Source organism: Pseudochrobactrum sp. B5 (genome assembly GCF_001939785.1).
GTDB classification, from domain to species: domain Bacteria; phylum Pseudomonadota; class Alphaproteobacteria; order Rhizobiales; family Rhizobiaceae; genus Pseudochrobactrum; species Pseudochrobactrum saccharolyticum.
The window spans coordinates 169,377-184,185 of record NZ_MOYL01000005.1 but is presented as its reverse complement, the minus strand read 5'-3'; the positions used below and the strand labels follow the sequence as shown (position 1 = coordinate 184,185).

Here is a 14,809-nt window from a genome sequence, read left to right as displayed (position 1 = left end):
ATCTGGAATCTATCTTTGATGAGTCACACTGTGATTTGCCGGTATCTAATTCCAAAAACAGCACTGTAACAGCCGGTAATAATATTGTGATAAAACTGTTATTGTTCATCAATTAGGAACGATACAACGAACGGAATGTCTCTATTTAGAGAACGATACAGCGAATATTGAAATATCTGCCGAATTTTTAAACTGCTAAGTTATTGATTTTATTATATTGATATGTGTTCGTTGTTTTTTCAAGGAAAGATTGTGTCAGAATTTTTATTTATTCGTAAAATTTATGTGAGTTGAAATCCTAAACAATGGCTCCTATCTCAGGGTCATCGGAACGGCGCTTCTCCCAAGCACGTTCACATAAATTGAACAAGGAATATGAAAATGAAAAAGATTGCTTTGACTGTTGCTGCACTTGCTCTTTCTGCCGGAGCAGCTTTTGCTGAAAACCCAAATGCGGGTATTCCTGATGATCTGTACAGCAATGACAAGACACCTGTGATTACCACTTCAACTGTGAAAAGCACGCAGGCTGAAACCTTTACAGACGGTTCCGCACACGGTTTCGGTGATAATGCACCATCCAGCTATAACGGCTAATTTAGCCAGTACCTCCTTCGCATAACATCTACACTATGAATGACAGCCGGATTTCAACGTCTGATGAACAGACCTCCCAACTGATCCGTTGAAAATAACCGGCCTATAAAAGGAATATGAAAATGAAAAAGATTGCTTTGACTGTTGCCGCTCTTGCTCTGACTGCCGGTGCTGCTTTTGCTGAAAATCCAAATGCCGGTATTCCTGATGATCTGTACAGCAATGACAAGACACCTGTGATTACCACTTCAACCGTGAAAAGCACGCAGGCTGAAACCTTTACAGACGGTTCGGCTCACGGTTTCGGTGATAATTCACCATCCAGCTATAACGGCTAATTTAGCCGGCACCTCCTCCGCATAACATTAACATTATGAATGACAGCCGGATTTCAACGTCTGACGAACAGACCTCCCAACTGATCCGTTGAAAATGGCCGGCCTTAGAAGGAATATGAAAATGAAAAAGATTGCTTTGACTGTTGCCGCTCTTACTCTGACTGCCGGTGCTGCTTTTGCTGAAAATCCAAATGCCGGTATTCCAGATAATCTGTATGGTGCCGACCAGACATTCGTAACTGCGAATGCGACTGTAACCAGCACACAGACTGAAACCTATAGTGACGGTTCTGCTAACGGCTTTGACGATCATTCTCCTGCAAGCACCCGTCGTTAATTGACGGTATAACAAACAAAAAGCGGCGGGCTTGAGGCCCGCCGCTTTTTGTTGTTTTTGAAAAGCTGCTTTTAATCGCGCAGCAGATCATTGATTGATGTTTTAGAACGGGTCTTTTCATCAACGCGTTTGACGATAACCGCGCAATAAAGGCTCGGGCCTGCTTCCCCATTTGGCAGCGGTTTGCCCGGCATAGTACCTGCAACAACAACTGAGTAAGGCGGTACTTCGCCGTAGAAGATTTCGCCGGTAGCGCGGTCGACGATTTTGGTGGATTTGCCGATATAGACACCCATACCTAGCACCGAACCTTCGCGGATGATGCAGCCTTCCACAACTTCCGAACGGGCGCCGATAAAGCAATTGTCTTCGATGATGGTTGGTTCAGCCTGCAGCGGCTCAAGCACACCACCGATGCCGACGCCGCCGGACAGATGGACATTCTTGCCGATCTGAGCGCAGGAGCCGACAGTTGCCCATGTATCAACCATCGTGCCTTCACCGACATAAGCGCCGAGGTTGACAAAAGACGGCATCAGAATGGCATTTGGTGCAATATAAGCGGAGTGACGCACGACGCAGTTTGGCACAGCGCGGAAACCGGCCTGTGTAAACTCATCTGCACCCCAGCCGTCAAACTTGGAAGCGACTTTGTCCCACCAGACGGATTCACCCGGGCCGCCTTTGATGATTTCCATCGGGTTAAGACGGAAGGAAAGCAGAACTGCTTTTTTCAGCCACTGATTGACTGTCCAGTTACCGTCTGCCTGTTTTTCGGCAACACGTACTTTACCCTGATCGAGCAGCAAGAGGGATTGTGCGACGGCATCACGGATTTCTCCGGTGGTAGATACCGAGACTGTGTCACGCTCATCAAAAGCTTTTGTGATAATTTTTTCGAGAGCTGACAGATCAGGCTGGGACATATTACTGCTCCTGAGGTGTTGAAACGGAATTAAATCGCATTTATTTCGTCATTCAGACGAAATGCCTGACGAAATATACAGATTACGGAATATTTTCGGCAAATGATTAGGCTATGCTCAAAGCATGGTCAATCTTGGCATTGCCGCTTTTGCACTATATGCCTCAGTATCTGATCTAAAAGTCGCCATGCCGGCCTGCAAAGGGCAATTTCTGGGCTTCCGGTACTCAGGTACAATAGGTACGCTCCGTTCCGGTTCTCGAAATCACCCTTTTCGTCTCGGCCTGACGATTTTTGATTCAGACACTTAATATGGAAACACGAACAGTGGCTTGCTTTTTTATAATTGATGTCGCTGCCACAACAGGATGATATTGCATGAATCCGCTTGAGAAAGATGGCTGGACACCTTTCAGCAATTCCGGTGAAACTGTTAAGCGCGTCGCTGCGGTGCCGGATACACCGCAAACCCGCGCGCCTGCCTATAAGCTGGCATTCAGTGATGCGGAATTTATGACCAAGCGGGAACTGCGCCCGATCCGCCTGCAGCTTGAGCTGCTGAAGCCGGAAATGATTATGGAAGAGCGCGGTATCAAGTCGACTGTCGTGCTGTTCGGCGGCGCGCGTATTCCGGAGCCGGGCGGCGAGGCATGGGCTGCGAAAAACGAAGTTCAGAAAAAGAATCTCGAAGCTAATTCCGTCTATTACGAAGAAGCGCGTGAATTTGCCCGCCGCTGCTCGGAATATTCGGCTTCAACCTATTACCGTGAATTCGTTGTTGTCACCGGTGGCGGGCCGGGTGTGATGGAAGCGGGGAACCGTGGTGCCGCTGATATTGGTGCGCCGTCTATCGGTTTGAACATTGTGCTCCCGCATGAGCAGGCGCCGAATGCCTATGTCACGCCGGAATTGTGCTTCAACTTCCACTATTTCGCATTGCGCAAGATGCACTTCCTGTTCCGTGCCAAGGCTTTTGCCGTTTTCCCAGGTGGTTTTGGTACCATGGATGAGCTGTTTGAGACACTCACATTGATGCAGACCGGCCGGATGGAACGTGTGCCGCTGGTGCTGTTCGGCAAAGAGTTCTGGACGAAAGCGATCAATATTCCGTATCTCTCCGAACAGGGCACAATTTCGCCGGAAGATCTGGAGCTGTTCCATTATGTGGATACGGCCGATGAGGCATGGAATGTGGTGAAAGATCACTATGATCTGTAAGTGCTGATCGCGAGAATTTAAAACGCCGGTGTGCAAACGCACCGGCGTTTTTTATTGCCTGTCGTCCGGCTGTTTCGGCGGATGAATAATTGTCACCAGCACAACAGAGATAATCATCAGCAGATACCATGCACCGAGCTTGGACAGGGAGACCGGCACCCATTGGTCATGCTGACCGGGATAGAGCCAGACGCGTGACCATGTGCCAATATTTTCGGCAATCCAGATGAACAGGGAAGTCAGGAAGAACGCCAGCAGCAACGGCATACGATGGCGAAAACGGAACACGCGGTAATGCATGCTGGTACGCCAAAACATCAGCCCTGTGACTGCGAAAAGCAGCCAGCGCATATCTGGTAAATAATGATGGCTGAAGAAATTGATATAAATGCCGGTGGCGAGTGCAAAAGTCAGTGGTGATGGCGGATAGTTTGCCAGTCTGATGTCAAAAATCCGGTTGATCCGTGCCATATAGGAGCCTACTGCCGCATACATAAAGCCGGAAAACAGCGGCACGCCGCCGATACGGAACAGATTTTCTTCCGGATAAATCCACGACCCCATATGGGTTTTGAAGATTTCCATTGCCGTACCGACAATATGGAAAATCAGGATGACCTTGGCTTCACGTAAGGTTTCCAAGCGGCACAGCAGCATCAGCAACTGAATGGTGATGGCTGACAGAAACAGGAAATCATAGCGTGTGATCAGTTGCGGCAGGGCAGAGCCGTCTGCCCAGAGATATTTGCTGAGAATGATCAGCCCGAGCATGACGCCGCCGAACAGGCATGCCCATGCCTGTTTCAGCCCGAAAACCAGAAACTCAACCAGTGCACCGGAGAGACCATGTTGTGGTAACTGATCGAGCAGCCGGTGCGCGGCTGCATCGATCACAGCTTCCAGTGAAGTGAAACGGCGTTTGCTGTGCACGGGTTGATGCATTTACGGGTGCAGCGCAGTCAGAAACTCTGTCAGATTATCCGTGACAAAATCCACGCTGTCAGTAAAGGCGGGGTCGCTTTCCCAAATCTCACTGAAATCCGGTTCAAAATTATTTGGCACAATCAGAACTGTGCGCATGCCGGTGGATTTTGGCACTGTGAGATTGCGTGCCAGATCTTCAAACATTGCTGCTTTTTGCGGATTAATTCCGCATTGTTTGTAAAACAGCTCATAAGGTGCACGCTCCGGCTTGGGCACCAGCTGTGCGGCAACAATGTCGAAAATATCATCGAAACGGTCGAGAATACCAAGCTGTGCTGCCGCATTTTCTGCATGTTTGCGATCGCCATTGGTATAGATGAATTTGCGGCCGGGCAGGCGGGCAATGGCTTCACCCAGAAGCGGGTCGGGTTTCAACCACGTGTAATCAATATCATGCACTTTGGCGAGAAAGTCGTCAGGGTCAATTTTGTGACATTCCATCAGCCCTTTCAGGGTGGTGCCATATTCCTGATAGAACCGCTTCTGAACCTTGCGCGCCTCATCGCGTGGCAGCTGCAACAGTTCCGAGACATAAGATGTCATCCGCACATCAATCTGCGAGAACAGATTAGTGTCGTGCGGATAGAGCGTATTATCCATATCAAACACCCAGTCAGTGACATGGGCGAAGTGGCGCGGTTCAGGTAAATTGGTCATGCAGGTGTTATGCCACGAAGTTTTGTAAAGATCAGCCTTTATTTATTGTGGCACTTAAGCGCTAATACCCAAACCCCATGAGTATCACTCATGGGGTTTGGGTTAAGCCCGAGTGGCGATTGAACTTTTTCAAGGCGTGATGCGCCAGCATCTTATCGCCTTGGTATAAAGCGGGTGGCTTGTAATTAGCGGCGGGGCAGGGCAAACAGAGCCTGATATATTTCTACAAAACAGAAAAGCACTGCATAATCATGGAACTCTGGATACCGATTACAATTGCCGCTGCCTTTATGCAGAATGTGCGCACGACACTGCAAAAGAAACTGCAAGGCAAGCTCGGCACCAGAGGCGCCAGTTTTGTGCGTTTTGGTTATGGTTTTCCTGTTGCCATTCTTTATGTGCTGGGACTGCATTTCTTTGCGGGCTTTGCTTTGCCGCAACTTAACGGCGCATTCCTGTTCTGGAGTGTTGTCGGCGGGCTGGCACAGATCTTCGCCACTATCATGCTGGTTTATTTGTTTACCCTGCGCAACTTTGCAGTGGGCACGGCCTATTCCAAAACCGAGCCCGTGCAGGCGGCAATCTTTGGTCTGATCCTGCTGGGAGAACGCCTGACAACTGGTGCCGTTCTGGCAATTATTGTCGGTGTGCTGGGCGTAATGCTGATTTCAGTCGCACGTATGCCGCTGAGCTGGGGCAATTTGTTTAAAGCTCTGGTCAGCCGTACAGCTTTGATCGGTATTGCTTCGGGTGGTGTGTTCGGTATTTCCGCCGTGGCTTATCGCTCCGCAGCGCTTTCGCTGGATGGCCCGAACCCGATTATGCAGGCAGCGGTAACTTTGGCCTGTGTGACGACATTCCAGACAGCTTTCATGCTGGTCTGGATGCTGATTAAGGACAAGAATGAAATTGTTCTGGTGCTGAAATCATGGCGCTCATCATCGCTGGTTGGCCTGTCCAGCGTGCTGGGATCTATGGGCTGGTTTACAGCCATGGCCTTGCAGCAGGTGGCTTATGTGCGTGCGCTTGGGCAGATTGAGCTGGTTTTTACCTTCATCTCGGCAGTGTTCATTTTCAAAGAACGGATCAACCGTATGGAAGTGGCCGGATGTATCCTGATTGTTACCGGCATTCTGTTCTTATTATTATGGCAATAAGACATTTTTTTCACGCATTATCCTACGCAAAACCGGTTCCCACTTTTGCTGGAAATGATCAAAGAAAAATCCCGCAATTTGCGGGATTTTTTTATAAGGTCTTTTAGTTTACGACACGATAAGCGTGCTCTTTAGTTCATGGCACAATAAGTGTGCATTGTTAGTTACGGCACAATAAGTGTGCCGGCACCGTGCTCCGTAAACAATTCCAGCAATACGGAATGCGGGGTTTTGCCATTGAGGATAACCACACCTTCCACACCACGGCGGATTGCATCAATACAGGTTTCCACTTTCGGGATCATGCCGCCGGAAATGGTGCCGTCTTCAATCAGTGCCAGTGCATCTGCAGCCGACAATTCCTTGATCAGGTTTTTGTTCTTATCCAGAACGCCCGGCACATCGGTGAGGAACAGCAGACGTGTTGCGCTCAGCGCACCCGCAATCGCACCGGCAAAGGTGTCTGCATTGATATTATAGGTATTGCCGTCACGACCCGGTGCAACCGGCGCAATTACCGGAATAACGGCGGAGCGTGCAAGCAGATCGAGCAGGGTGCGATCAACCTCAACCGGCTCGCCGACAAAGCCCAGATCCAGCACGCGCTCAATATTGGAATCCGGATCACGATAGGTCTTGTGCGCTTTTTCAGCAAAAACCATATTGCCGTCTTTGCCGCACAGGCCGATTGCCCATTCGCCTTCGGCATTAATCATCGCCACGATTTCTTTGTTGATTGAACCGGCGAGAACCATCTCAACCACTTCAACCGTCTTTTCATCGGTAACGCGCAAACCGCCTTCAAAGCGGGATTCAATGCCAAGCTTGCCAAGCATTGCAGCAATCTGCGGACCGCCGCCATGAACAACAATCGGGTTGATGCCGGATTGTTTGAGCAGCGCAATATCGCGGGCAAAGGCCTTGCCCAATGCCGCATCGCCCATGGCATGACCGCCATATTTGACGACGACAGTTTTATTCTCATAGCGCTGCATGAAGGGCAGGGCGGCTGAGAGGAGTTGTGCTTGGATTTCAGGGCTTGTCGCGGTCATGGAGCACTCCACGGCATGAAGGGTTATGTGAGTGATAAAGAAACCACCTTGCGTGGTTCCTATTCCTTGGTCAGCAGGGCAATCGCAGCGCGCACTGCATCAAAGCCGATGGCTTTTTCGGAGGATGTGGCGAGAATCTGCGGGAAAGCGGCCGGACGGCGCGCAATCGCTTTCTGTGTTTCCGCCATCAGGCGCGGGACGCCTGCTTCCTTGATCTTGTCGATTTTTGTGAGAATGATCTGATAGGAGACAGCGGCTTTATCCAATAGATCCAGCACATCCGCATCATTCTTTTTAATGCCGTGACGGGCATCAATCAGCACATAAACACGCTTCAGTGTGGTGCGGCCGCGCAGATAATCAAAAACCAGTCGTGTCCATGCATCGACCATGGATTTCGGCGCTTCAGCAAAACCATAGCCCGGCATATCAACGAGTGCCAATGGCGGCAAGTCACCATTTTCACCGGAATAACCATCCGGCACGAAATAGTTGAGCTCTTGCGTACGACCCGGCGTGTTGGATGTGCGTGCCAAGCCATTCTGGCCGACAATCGCATTAATCAGCGAGGATTTGCCGACATTGGAGCGACCGGCGAAAGCGATTTCAACAGGGCCTTCCGGCGGCAGAAATTTCATTGACGGCACGCCGCGGATAAAAATCCATCGCTTGTTGAAGAGAGCCTTACCCTCGGCAACAAGTGCTGCATATTTCTCTGCTTCTTTTGCGACGGCCAGTTCTGCTTCGGTCACTCAATTCTTCCTGTGGCTTATATCCGTGTCATTGCAACATAACACTGTTCTTTATGGCATTGAGCTTTCAGTGGCTTTTGTCAACCGTCAATGCGCTTCAGATATAAAAAAGCCCCCGTAAAGGGGGCTTTTCTGTTTGTTTTATTTCTTGGCAGGCTTATCGGTTTTCGCCGGTGCCGCAGGTTCTTTCTTTTTGAACATGCCTTTCAGGTTGTCAAAAAGTTCGATCTTGGCACCCTGACGTTTCATGATCATGCCCTGCTGGAGAATGGACAATGTGTTGTTCCATGCCCAGTAGATAACCAGACCTGCAGGGAATGCAGCCAGCATGAATGTGAAGATAATCGGCATCCATGTGAAGATTGCAGCCTGTGTCGGATCCGGCGGGGTCGGGTTCATGCGCATCTGCAGGAACATGGTGACACCCATAATCAGCGGCCATACACCGATCATCAGGAATGCAGGAACATCCCAAGGCAGCAGGCCAAACAGGTTGAACAGCGATGTCGGATCCGGCGCAGCAAGGTCATGAATCCAGCCAAAGAACGGCGCATGACGCATTTCGATGGTGACATAGAGAACCTTATAGAGCGCAAAGAATACAGGAATCTGCACCAGCACCGGCCAGCACCCGGCCAGCGGGTTGATCTTCTCGCGCTTGTAAAGCTGCATCATTTCCTGCTGCTGCTTAACTTTGTCATCCGCATATTTCTCACGGATTTCCAGCATCGCAGGCTGCATCATCTTCATGCGGGCCATCGACTTGTAGGACTTGTTGGCCAGCGGGAAGAACAGGGCTTTCAGCAGAACGGTAACCACCAGAATAGCAACACCGAAATTGCCGGAGAATTTATAGATCCAGTCGATGAGGTAGAACATCGGCTTGGTGATGAAGTAGAACCAGCCCCAGTCGATCAGCAGTTCGAACTGCTTGATGCCGAGCTTTTCTTCATATTCTTTGATCTTGGCAACTTCTTTTGCACCGGCAAAAACATGGTTCTTGATGACAGCGTTCTGACCGGCGGCAATGGTTACAGGCGCGCTGAGGAAGTCAGCCTGATAACGCGGTGTGCCGTCAGTGAAGTAAGAGAAGCGTGCTTCAAAGCTTTCGTTCTGCGGCGGAATCAGTGTCGCAGCCCAATATTTGTCGGTAATGCCAAGCCAGCCGCCTGTTGCTTTGGCAAGCGGCATGTTCTTGTTGTCTTCGATCTTGGAATAGGAAATTTCCTGCAGACCCTGATCGCCGACAACGCCGATCAGACCTTCATGCAATACATAAGTACCGCTGGCATGTTCAGGCTTTTCAAAACGGGTTACGCGGCCATAGGAGCTGAGCGAAACGGCAGCATCAGTCGGGTTGGTGATCGTATCCTCAACGGCGAACATATAGTTCTCGTCCACGGAGATCACGCGCTTGAACTGGATGCCTTTTTCATTGGCATAGGTCAGGGTTACCGGTGTTGAAGGGGTGAGCTTGTCATTGCCTTCAATATTCCACTCGGTTGCAGGACCCGGAACGGTGCCGATTGCATCATTGCCGGAGAAGCCGAGTTCAGCGAAATAGCCCTTTTTCACGCCTGATGGTGCAAGCAGTTCAATTTCAGGGGATTTCGGATCAACGGTTTCGCGATAATCCTTCAGGAAAAGATCATCGAGACGGGCGCCGACAGTATTGATCGAGCCGCTGACGCGCGGTGTATCAATGCTGATACGCTTGCTCTGAGTCAGCGCGGCTTCACGGGTAACAGGTTTTGCTCCCTGAGCCTCTGCTGTCTGACCCGGAATACCAGCCTGAGGCGCATTGCCCTGCGGGATATTGGCAGATGTTGCACCATTGGCGGATGTTGCCTGCGCATTCTGAGTATTCTGCGCTTCAATCCGTGCCTGTTCTCTCTGAGCCTCAGTCTTTGGCCCCAGATAGAATACCTGCCAGAGCGTGAGAATCAGAATCGACAGGCCAATGGTGAGAAAGAAGTTACGATTTTTTTCCATTGACGGGTCCTGGTTCCTGTCAGTTCATTACAGCTAAGTGCGCAAAATCGCTGCGCTGTCCTAGCGTATAATATGCTGGCTGACAGAGCGCTGTGCAGAATATGCCCCATACCTGTCAGAGTTAAGTGCCTGCCTTATAATACGAGCCATTCAGAAAAGCGAACGCTGAGACAATATAATTCAGGCCTATTTTGAGAAACGGTCATTTAAACCGCTTTGAGAGCTCTCTGGTCAGTGCGCTGAAGGGGGCGTTTAACGCTTCCCTGCGTGCAACAATAACATAATCAGTTTGCGGAGCCATTGCGGCCTCATTGAGTGCAGCGGCGGCTTTCAGGCGGCGGCGGATTCTGTTGCGGATAACCGCATTGCCGTTTTTCTTGGTAACGGTGAAGCCGACACGCGGGTTTTCACCGGTTTTTGCCTGTTTGCTGGTTGCTTCATCGCGCTGTTTTACTTCCAGAAGGAAATATTTGCCGCGACGCTTTTCCCCGCTACGAACAGCCAAAAACTCCGCTCTCTTGCGAAGGCGGAGTGTTTTGGTCTGCTTATTTGCTTGTTGTGTCACCGCTCTACGCGGAGCAACAATTATGCAGAAAGCTTGCCGCGACCGCGTGCGCGGCGGGCTGCAATAACTTTACGACCGCCTGGAGTAGCCATGCGCGAACGGAAACCGTGACGACGCTTGCGGACGAGTTTAGATGGCTGATATGTGCGCTTCATTTGTTTAATACCGCGGTGTGCGGCCCTTCTTAAATCTGTTTTTTAACAGGAGCTGGTTCAGACGCGGTCGATGAACGACCTTGCAAAAAATATCTGAACGTGGGGCGGCTTATAGATGCAGGCAGGTTTTGAGTCAAGAATGGAGCGGAATATTCAGTCAGCATAAGGATTGCTCACATTATTCCGAAAAAATATGTGCTGTTTTCCGTTTTCTTGACCCTGACAAATAGTCTTGGCGCGCTTTGATGCTTATAAGGCTTTATCGAATTTACAATGAGAGGAAGAACTATGTCTGTTAAGCGTTTCGAATCCGGCAAGCGTATGAGCGGTGCGGTTGTCCATGGCAACACTGTTTATCTGGCCGGTCAGGTTGGCACAGAAAATGCGAGCGTGACTGAACAGTGCAAAACTGCACTGGCTGAAGTTGATCGTCTGCTGGCTGTTGCCGGTACCGACAAATCCAAAATCCTCCAGACCATTATCTGGCTGGATGATATGAAAGATTTCGCAGAAATGAACGCGGTTTGGGAAGCATGGGTTGATCCTGCAAACACACCGGCACGCGCAACCGGTTCTGCCCATCTGGCAACTCCGGGCTACAAAGTAGAGTTCATCGTAACTGCTGCTCTAGACTAAAACACGTCTCCCAAAAGTGGACACCGGTTTTGGGATAAAGACATGCGTTAAAATAAAGAAACAGAGCGAGAGCCGTGGGTTCAATGAAACGCAACACGCTCTGGTTTTTCCGGTGCCGCAGGCTGTTGGCTGCGGCACCGGTGTTTTATTCTGCCGCCTGAGCCTGAGGCACGGCCATAGTGCGGATACGTTGTGAATAGCCTTCGCGGCTGCCCTTTGCCTGCGCACTGATATCCGCATTGAGACGCATTGACTGCGTATTGGTCTCAGCCGTTACAATCAGTTGTTTTTCAAACATATATTCTGGCAGATAGCCGGAGAGCAGCACACGATAATCAAGTGCGATCGACGGGTCGAGTATTCTTGCCATGTCGAAGACAACGGTCGTGCAATTGGCGGTCAGTGTATTATAGAAACCGGCTTCTTTGCTCAGGCGGTTGGCTGTATCAGTATATAGTCTGAAAAGCTGCCGTGCTTGTTCCGGTTCAATATCCACGTGATAGCGATAGACATGCTCACCGCGCACATTGGTGCGCAGATAGATAATGTCGCTTTCTTCTGCCGCGATCATTGCCAGCTCAAAATCTTTGAAGAACCCGCCGATTTCAGAGAAGGCTTGTCCGCGTTTTTTACGGATTTCTGCGGAGAAAACGACCTGTCTCCCGTCTTCAAATCCGAAACTGACCAATGTGTGGGCAATCGCTGGCCCTGCCCAATAGGACAAGAACAGGTCAACGCTTTTAATCTGGCTCAGATCATAATCGGCACTTTTCCAGTTAACGGTAAAATCCTTTTCCGTACGCCAGTCAAAATCACGGATATGATCGAGCCGCACCACATCGCCATTATACTCGGCGGTGACTGTTTGTGCGACTTCCGGTGCCCAGTCGCGGTTCAGCGATGGTTTGATGCCGTGCCACCAGATCAGCAAAATTGCGAACAGGATTGCAAAGCTGATAAATGCGGCTCTGCGATAATGTTGCAGGTCGGTGAACCAGAGTGTGCTGAGTGCTGCCAACGCAACCAGCACCCATATGCCGATTGCAGCATAAGTGAGAAGGCGCGATTCTGTCAGCTGATAATGGAGTGCAAGACTGCCCCAGACGGTGATGATAATCAGAACCAGACTGAAAAAAGCCTGAGCCAGAAGTGCTAAGAAGACCAGAGCTGGTTTATATGTCATTTGGTTCCGGTATTGCTGATGAGGCGGAATATCTGTTGAAGATTTTTATTATGCGGCATGAAGTTAAAATAATTATTGATGGCATGTTTTCGCCGCGATTGAGATTTAGAGAGTGGCCTGTTTTGAGCTTGCCAGAATTGCAACTCTCCGTAAAATGCGCCTTTACAGGCACGCAATGCATCAATTTACCGACTTGTTAGATTATTTTAATATTTGTCCGGCAAAACTTCTCCTATGGTAAACAAATTATTCTCTTTTTCCGCTTCTGCCACTGTGGCAGCTATGCTGATCTCGTTTCTGCCGCAGGCTGTGCTTGCGCAGGAGGCGCCGTCCCGTGCTGAAACAGCTTCCGGTAATGCAGCATTTATGAAGAAATCAGATATAATGACACCAGCCACAGGCGCGGGGCTGACCATGCGTAATCCTAAAGCGGATGCTGCTGAAGCAGCGAAAGATGTGAGCAAGGTGGTAAAAGAGGCAATTTCCCGCAGTCAGAAATTTGTTTATCACTTTACCAAGCCGGAAAACGGCAGCGGTGAAACGATTGTCCTGCTGCATGGCTCCGGCGGTAATGAAACCAGTCTTGTGCCGTTTGCGCAGGAAGTCTGGCCGCGTGCCACGCTGCTCGGTATCCGCGGACGGGTTTTGCAGGAAGGCCGCACACGCTGGTATGCCCGCATTACGCCGGTAAAATTCGACCAGAAAGATGTGCGTAATGAAGCGGATGCTTTTGTCAGTTTCCTGACCAAACTCTCTGAAGACGATCAGATTGATTTGAGCCGCACCACTTTTGTCGGCTATTCCAATGGTGCCAATCTGCTGGCCGCCACAATGATATTGCATCCTGATCTGGTGAAAAAAGCTGTTCTGATGCGCTCTATGCCGGTGCTGGATCAGACACCGACAGCTAATCTGAGTAAAGCTAAGGTGCTCGTTGTGACCGGCGCCGATGACAAGATGTATGCGCCTTTTGCGCCCGCACTCTCGGACTTGCTGCGTACCAGCGGTGCAAAAGTGGATGCGCGCGTGGTGAAGGCCGGTCATATGATCGGCGCGAAAGACGTGTCGCTGGTGACTGCATGGCTCTCGGGGCAGGGGCCGGATGGCGCACCTGCAATGTCGCAGGCTGTGACGATAAAGGCCAAAGACAAAACGGATAAATTGAAAGCCCTGCCGGAAGCACAGGAACCGGCCACTCAGAGCGAGCAGGCACTGGAACAATCGAAGAAGTAATTTCGATCTTAGATGTTTTAAAAAAAAGCGGCTCTGAAGCCGCTTTTTCTTTGTTACCACTGAATATTAATCAGACCGCAATCACCGGTTTCCGCACCATAGGCGAGGCGCGTACCGTTTTTATCCCAGCCCATTGAGCTGATGGCGCCTTTACCCGGACGACGCAGCAGCACTTCTTTCTGATCGGCAAAGCGGCAGAGCAGTACCATTCCGTCCTGATAGCCGACAGCCACGATATCCTCGACCGGATGACAGGCAACGGCTGTAACCATTGTGTCACCACGCAGGCCAAGTTCCAGCGGCGCTTTGCCCATCGGACCGTCTTTGCCTGCGAATGGCCAGATGATTGCCGCAGGAGCACCGGAAGTGGCCAGCCATTTGCCTTTAGGGCTCCATGACCAGTCTTTGACCTTGGCCGGATAACCGGTCATGCGCATATTGCGGTTATCTTCCAGACGCCAGCCATGCAGAGCATTTTCCTGCATGGTGGTGATCAGAAAACGACCGTCCGGTGAAAAGATCACACCGGTATGTGCGCCTTTCCATTCCAGATCAACCGGTTTGCCGGCAGTGCCTGCCCAATGTAATGTCGCGCCATTATAACGGGCAATGGCGAGGCGAAGACCTTTGGGTGCGAAGGCAACGCCTTCAACACTGCGCTCATGGGCAAATTCGGTGGTTTTGCCATTGGTTTCACGCACCCATGCGGTACGGCCGGAAGCATAGGCCACTGCACCATGAGGGCCACTGGCAACCGCAGTGATCCATTTGCGCGGCAAAACAGCCAGTTCCTGCACATTGCCTTTTTCGTCAGTCTGACAGATGCGTCCGTCTTCACCGCCGGTGATCAGGGCTTTATTGTCAGCCGTTGGTGCAACGCAGAGCAAACCGTCATGCATAGTGACAGTTTTATGCGCTTCATCCAGCCAATGAAGTGTACCATCGGCCAGTGCATAATAGGCATTATCATTGAGGAAGCCGGCTTTTAGGCAGTGGCTTCCCAGATCAATAGGGGCAATCGTCGGCAT

The 14,809-nt window shown here is 50.5% G+C and carries 16 protein-coding genes and 1 pseudogene; 7 read left to right on the top strand and 10 right to left on the bottom strand.

What is annotated here, in order from left to right; genetic code table 11:
• Positions 1 to 381 precede the first annotated feature (381 nt).
• From BKD14_RS15050 to BKD14_RS15040, 3 genes are all read left to right on the top strand, one after another.
• Entirely contained in the window at positions 382 to 597 is a 216-nt protein-coding gene (locus BKD14_RS15050) for a hypothetical protein (RefSeq protein ID WP_022712475.1), read from the top strand.
• 122 nt (positions 598 to 719) lie between these two features.
• On the top strand, positions 720 to 935 hold the full coding sequence (locus BKD14_RS15045) for a hypothetical protein (protein ID WP_075657053.1): 216 nt from the start codon (positions 720 to 722) through the stop codon (positions 933 to 935).
• Positions 936 to 1,056: 121 nt separating this feature from the next.
• The gene (locus BKD14_RS15040; protein ID WP_075657052.1) at positions 1,057 to 1,272 is read left to right on the top strand and encodes a hypothetical protein; all 216 of its coding nucleotides are present in this window, start codon (positions 1,057 to 1,059) and stop codon (positions 1,270 to 1,272) included.
• Positions 1,273 to 1,343: 71 nt separating this feature from the next.
• Here the strand turns inward: BKD14_RS15040 and dapD are convergent, their stop codons facing one another.
• The gene (gene dapD / locus BKD14_RS15035; protein WP_075657051.1) at positions 1,344 to 2,198 is read right to left on the bottom strand and encodes a 2,3,4,5-tetrahydropyridine-2,6-dicarboxylate N-succinyltransferase; all 855 of its coding nucleotides are present in this window, start codon (positions 2,196 to 2,198) and stop codon (positions 1,344 to 1,346) included.
• Positions 2,199 to 2,575: 377 nt separating this feature from the next.
• Here dapD and BKD14_RS15030 point away from each other — a divergent pair, with 377 nt between their 5' ends.
• Positions 2,576 to 3,415, top strand: coding sequence for an LOG family protein (locus BKD14_RS15030; protein ID WP_022712479.1), 840 nt, complete (start codon positions 2,576 to 2,578; stop codon positions 3,413 to 3,415).
• A gap of 51 nt (positions 3,416 to 3,466) precedes the next feature.
• On the opposite strand, the gene BKD14_RS15025 is transcribed toward BKD14_RS15030, so the two are convergent.
• Together BKD14_RS15025 and BKD14_RS15020 are read right to left on the bottom strand one after the other, a co-directional pair.
• The gene (locus tag BKD14_RS15025) at positions 3,467 to 4,345 is read right to left on the bottom strand and encodes a DUF817 domain-containing protein (protein WP_139316443.1); all 879 of its coding nucleotides are present in this window, start codon (positions 4,343 to 4,345) and stop codon (positions 3,467 to 3,469) included.
• Between the two features lie 12 nt (positions 4,346 to 4,357).
• Positions 4,358 to 5,056: a pyrimidine 5'-nucleotidase gene (locus BKD14_RS15020; protein WP_022712481.1), complete on the bottom strand. Its 699-nt coding sequence runs from the start codon at positions 5,054 to 5,056 to the stop codon at positions 4,358 to 4,360.
• A gap of 251 nt (positions 5,057 to 5,307) precedes the next feature.
• On the opposite strand from BKD14_RS15020, the gene BKD14_RS15015 reads away from it, so the two are divergent.
• Complete coding sequence (locus BKD14_RS15015) at positions 5,308 to 6,213, top strand: DMT family transporter (RefSeq protein WP_075657049.1); 906 nt, start codon at positions 5,308 to 5,310, stop codon at positions 6,211 to 6,213.
• A 164-nt stretch (positions 6,214 to 6,377) separates the two neighbouring features.
• On the opposite strand, the gene argB is transcribed toward BKD14_RS15015, so the two are convergent.
• The 5 genes from argB to rpmH form a co-directional block, all read right to left on the bottom strand.
• The gene (gene argB / locus BKD14_RS15010) at positions 6,378 to 7,265 is read right to left on the bottom strand and encodes an acetylglutamate kinase (protein ID WP_075657048.1); all 888 of its coding nucleotides are present in this window, start codon (positions 7,263 to 7,265) and stop codon (positions 6,378 to 6,380) included.
• A gap of 59 nt (positions 7,266 to 7,324) precedes the next feature.
• Positions 7,325 to 7,927 (bottom strand): ribosome biogenesis GTP-binding protein YihA/YsxC, encoded by a 603-nt coding sequence (yihA, locus tag BKD14_RS15005; protein ID WP_225688545.1) that lies wholly within the window; start codon positions 7,925 to 7,927, stop codon positions 7,325 to 7,327.
• Positions 7,928 to 8,158: 231 nt separating this feature from the next.
• Positions 8,159 to 10,009, bottom strand: a complete 1,851-nt coding sequence (gene yidC, locus BKD14_RS15000) for a membrane protein insertase YidC (protein WP_075657047.1) — start codon at positions 10,007 to 10,009, stop codon at positions 8,159 to 8,161.
• 202 nt (positions 10,010 to 10,211) lie between these two features.
• Complete coding sequence (rnpA, locus tag BKD14_RS14995; RefSeq protein WP_051139099.1) at positions 10,212 to 10,514, bottom strand: ribonuclease P protein component; 303 nt, start codon at positions 10,512 to 10,514, stop codon at positions 10,212 to 10,214.
• 80 nt (positions 10,515 to 10,594) lie between these two features.
• The gene (gene rpmH / locus BKD14_RS14990) at positions 10,595 to 10,729 is read right to left on the bottom strand and encodes a 50S ribosomal protein L34 (RefSeq protein ID WP_022712486.1); all 135 of its coding nucleotides are present in this window, start codon (positions 10,727 to 10,729) and stop codon (positions 10,595 to 10,597) included.
• A gap of 288 nt (positions 10,730 to 11,017) precedes the next feature.
• On the opposite strand from rpmH, the gene BKD14_RS14985 reads away from it, so the two are divergent.
• Positions 11,018 to 11,365 (top strand): RidA family protein, encoded by a 348-nt coding sequence (locus BKD14_RS14985; RefSeq protein WP_075657046.1) that lies wholly within the window; start codon positions 11,018 to 11,020, stop codon positions 11,363 to 11,365.
• A 145-nt stretch (positions 11,366 to 11,510) separates the two neighbouring features.
• Here BKD14_RS14985 and BKD14_RS14980 read toward each other — a convergent pair whose 3' ends face one another.
• Positions 11,511 to 12,548 carry a DUF4105 domain-containing protein gene (locus BKD14_RS14980; RefSeq protein ID WP_075657045.1) on the bottom strand — a complete coding sequence of 346 codons (1,038 nt, stop codon included), beginning with the start codon at positions 12,546 to 12,548 and terminating at the stop codon, positions 11,511 to 11,513.
• Between the two features lie 234 nt (positions 12,549 to 12,782).
• On the opposite strand from BKD14_RS14980, the pseudogene BKD14_RS14975 reads away from it, so the two are divergent.
• Positions 12,783 to 13,694 (top strand): annotated as a pseudogene (locus tag BKD14_RS14975) (alpha/beta hydrolase); the annotation flags it as partial.
• A 140-nt stretch (positions 13,695 to 13,834) separates the two neighbouring features.
• Here BKD14_RS14975 and BKD14_RS14970 read toward each other — a convergent pair.
• Positions 13,835 to 14,809 carry a WD40 repeat domain-containing protein gene (locus tag BKD14_RS14970; RefSeq protein ID WP_075657043.1) on the bottom strand — a complete coding sequence of 325 codons (975 nt, stop codon included), beginning with the start codon at positions 14,807 to 14,809 and terminating at the stop codon, positions 13,835 to 13,837.

Coding starts and splice junctions, on each gene's coding strand:
- BKD14_RS14985 (WP_075657046.1), top strand. CDS start 11,018: ATGTCTGTTAAGCGTTTCGAATCCGGCAAGCGTATGAGCGGTGCGGTT.
- BKD14_RS15040 (WP_075657052.1), top strand. CDS start 1,057: ATGAAAAAGATTGCTTTGACTGTTGCCGCTCTTACTCTGACTGCCGGT.
- BKD14_RS15030 (WP_022712479.1), top strand. CDS start 2,576: ATGAATCCGCTTGAGAAAGATGGCTGGACACCTTTCAGCAATTCCGGT.
- BKD14_RS15045 (WP_075657053.1), top strand. CDS start 720: ATGAAAAAGATTGCTTTGACTGTTGCCGCTCTTGCTCTGACTGCCGGT.
- BKD14_RS15050 (WP_022712475.1), top strand. CDS start 382: ATGAAAAAGATTGCTTTGACTGTTGCTGCACTTGCTCTTTCTGCCGGA.
- dapD (WP_075657051.1), bottom strand. CDS start 2,198: ATGTCCCAGCCTGATCTGTCAGCTCTCGAAAAAATTATCACAAAAGCT.
- BKD14_RS14970 (WP_075657043.1), bottom strand. CDS start 14,809: ATGCCGACGATTGCCCCTATTGATCTGGGAAGCCACTGCCTAAAAGCC.
- yidC (WP_075657047.1), bottom strand. CDS start 10,009: ATGGAAAAAAATCGTAACTTCTTTCTCACCATTGGCCTGTCGATTCTG.
- BKD14_RS15020 (WP_022712481.1), bottom strand. CDS start 5,056: ATGACCAATTTACCTGAACCGCGCCACTTCGCCCATGTCACTGACTGG.
- BKD14_RS15015 (WP_075657049.1), top strand. CDS start 5,308: ATGGAACTCTGGATACCGATTACAATTGCCGCTGCCTTTATGCAGAAT.
- argB (WP_075657048.1), bottom strand. CDS start 7,265: ATGACCGCGACAAGCCCTGAAATCCAAGCACAACTCCTCTCAGCCGCC.
- BKD14_RS14980 (WP_075657045.1), bottom strand. CDS start 12,548: ATGACATATAAACCAGCTCTGGTCTTCTTAGCACTTCTGGCTCAGGCT.
- rpmH (WP_022712486.1), bottom strand. CDS start 10,729: ATGAAGCGCACATATCAGCCATCTAAACTCGTCCGCAAGCGTCGTCAC.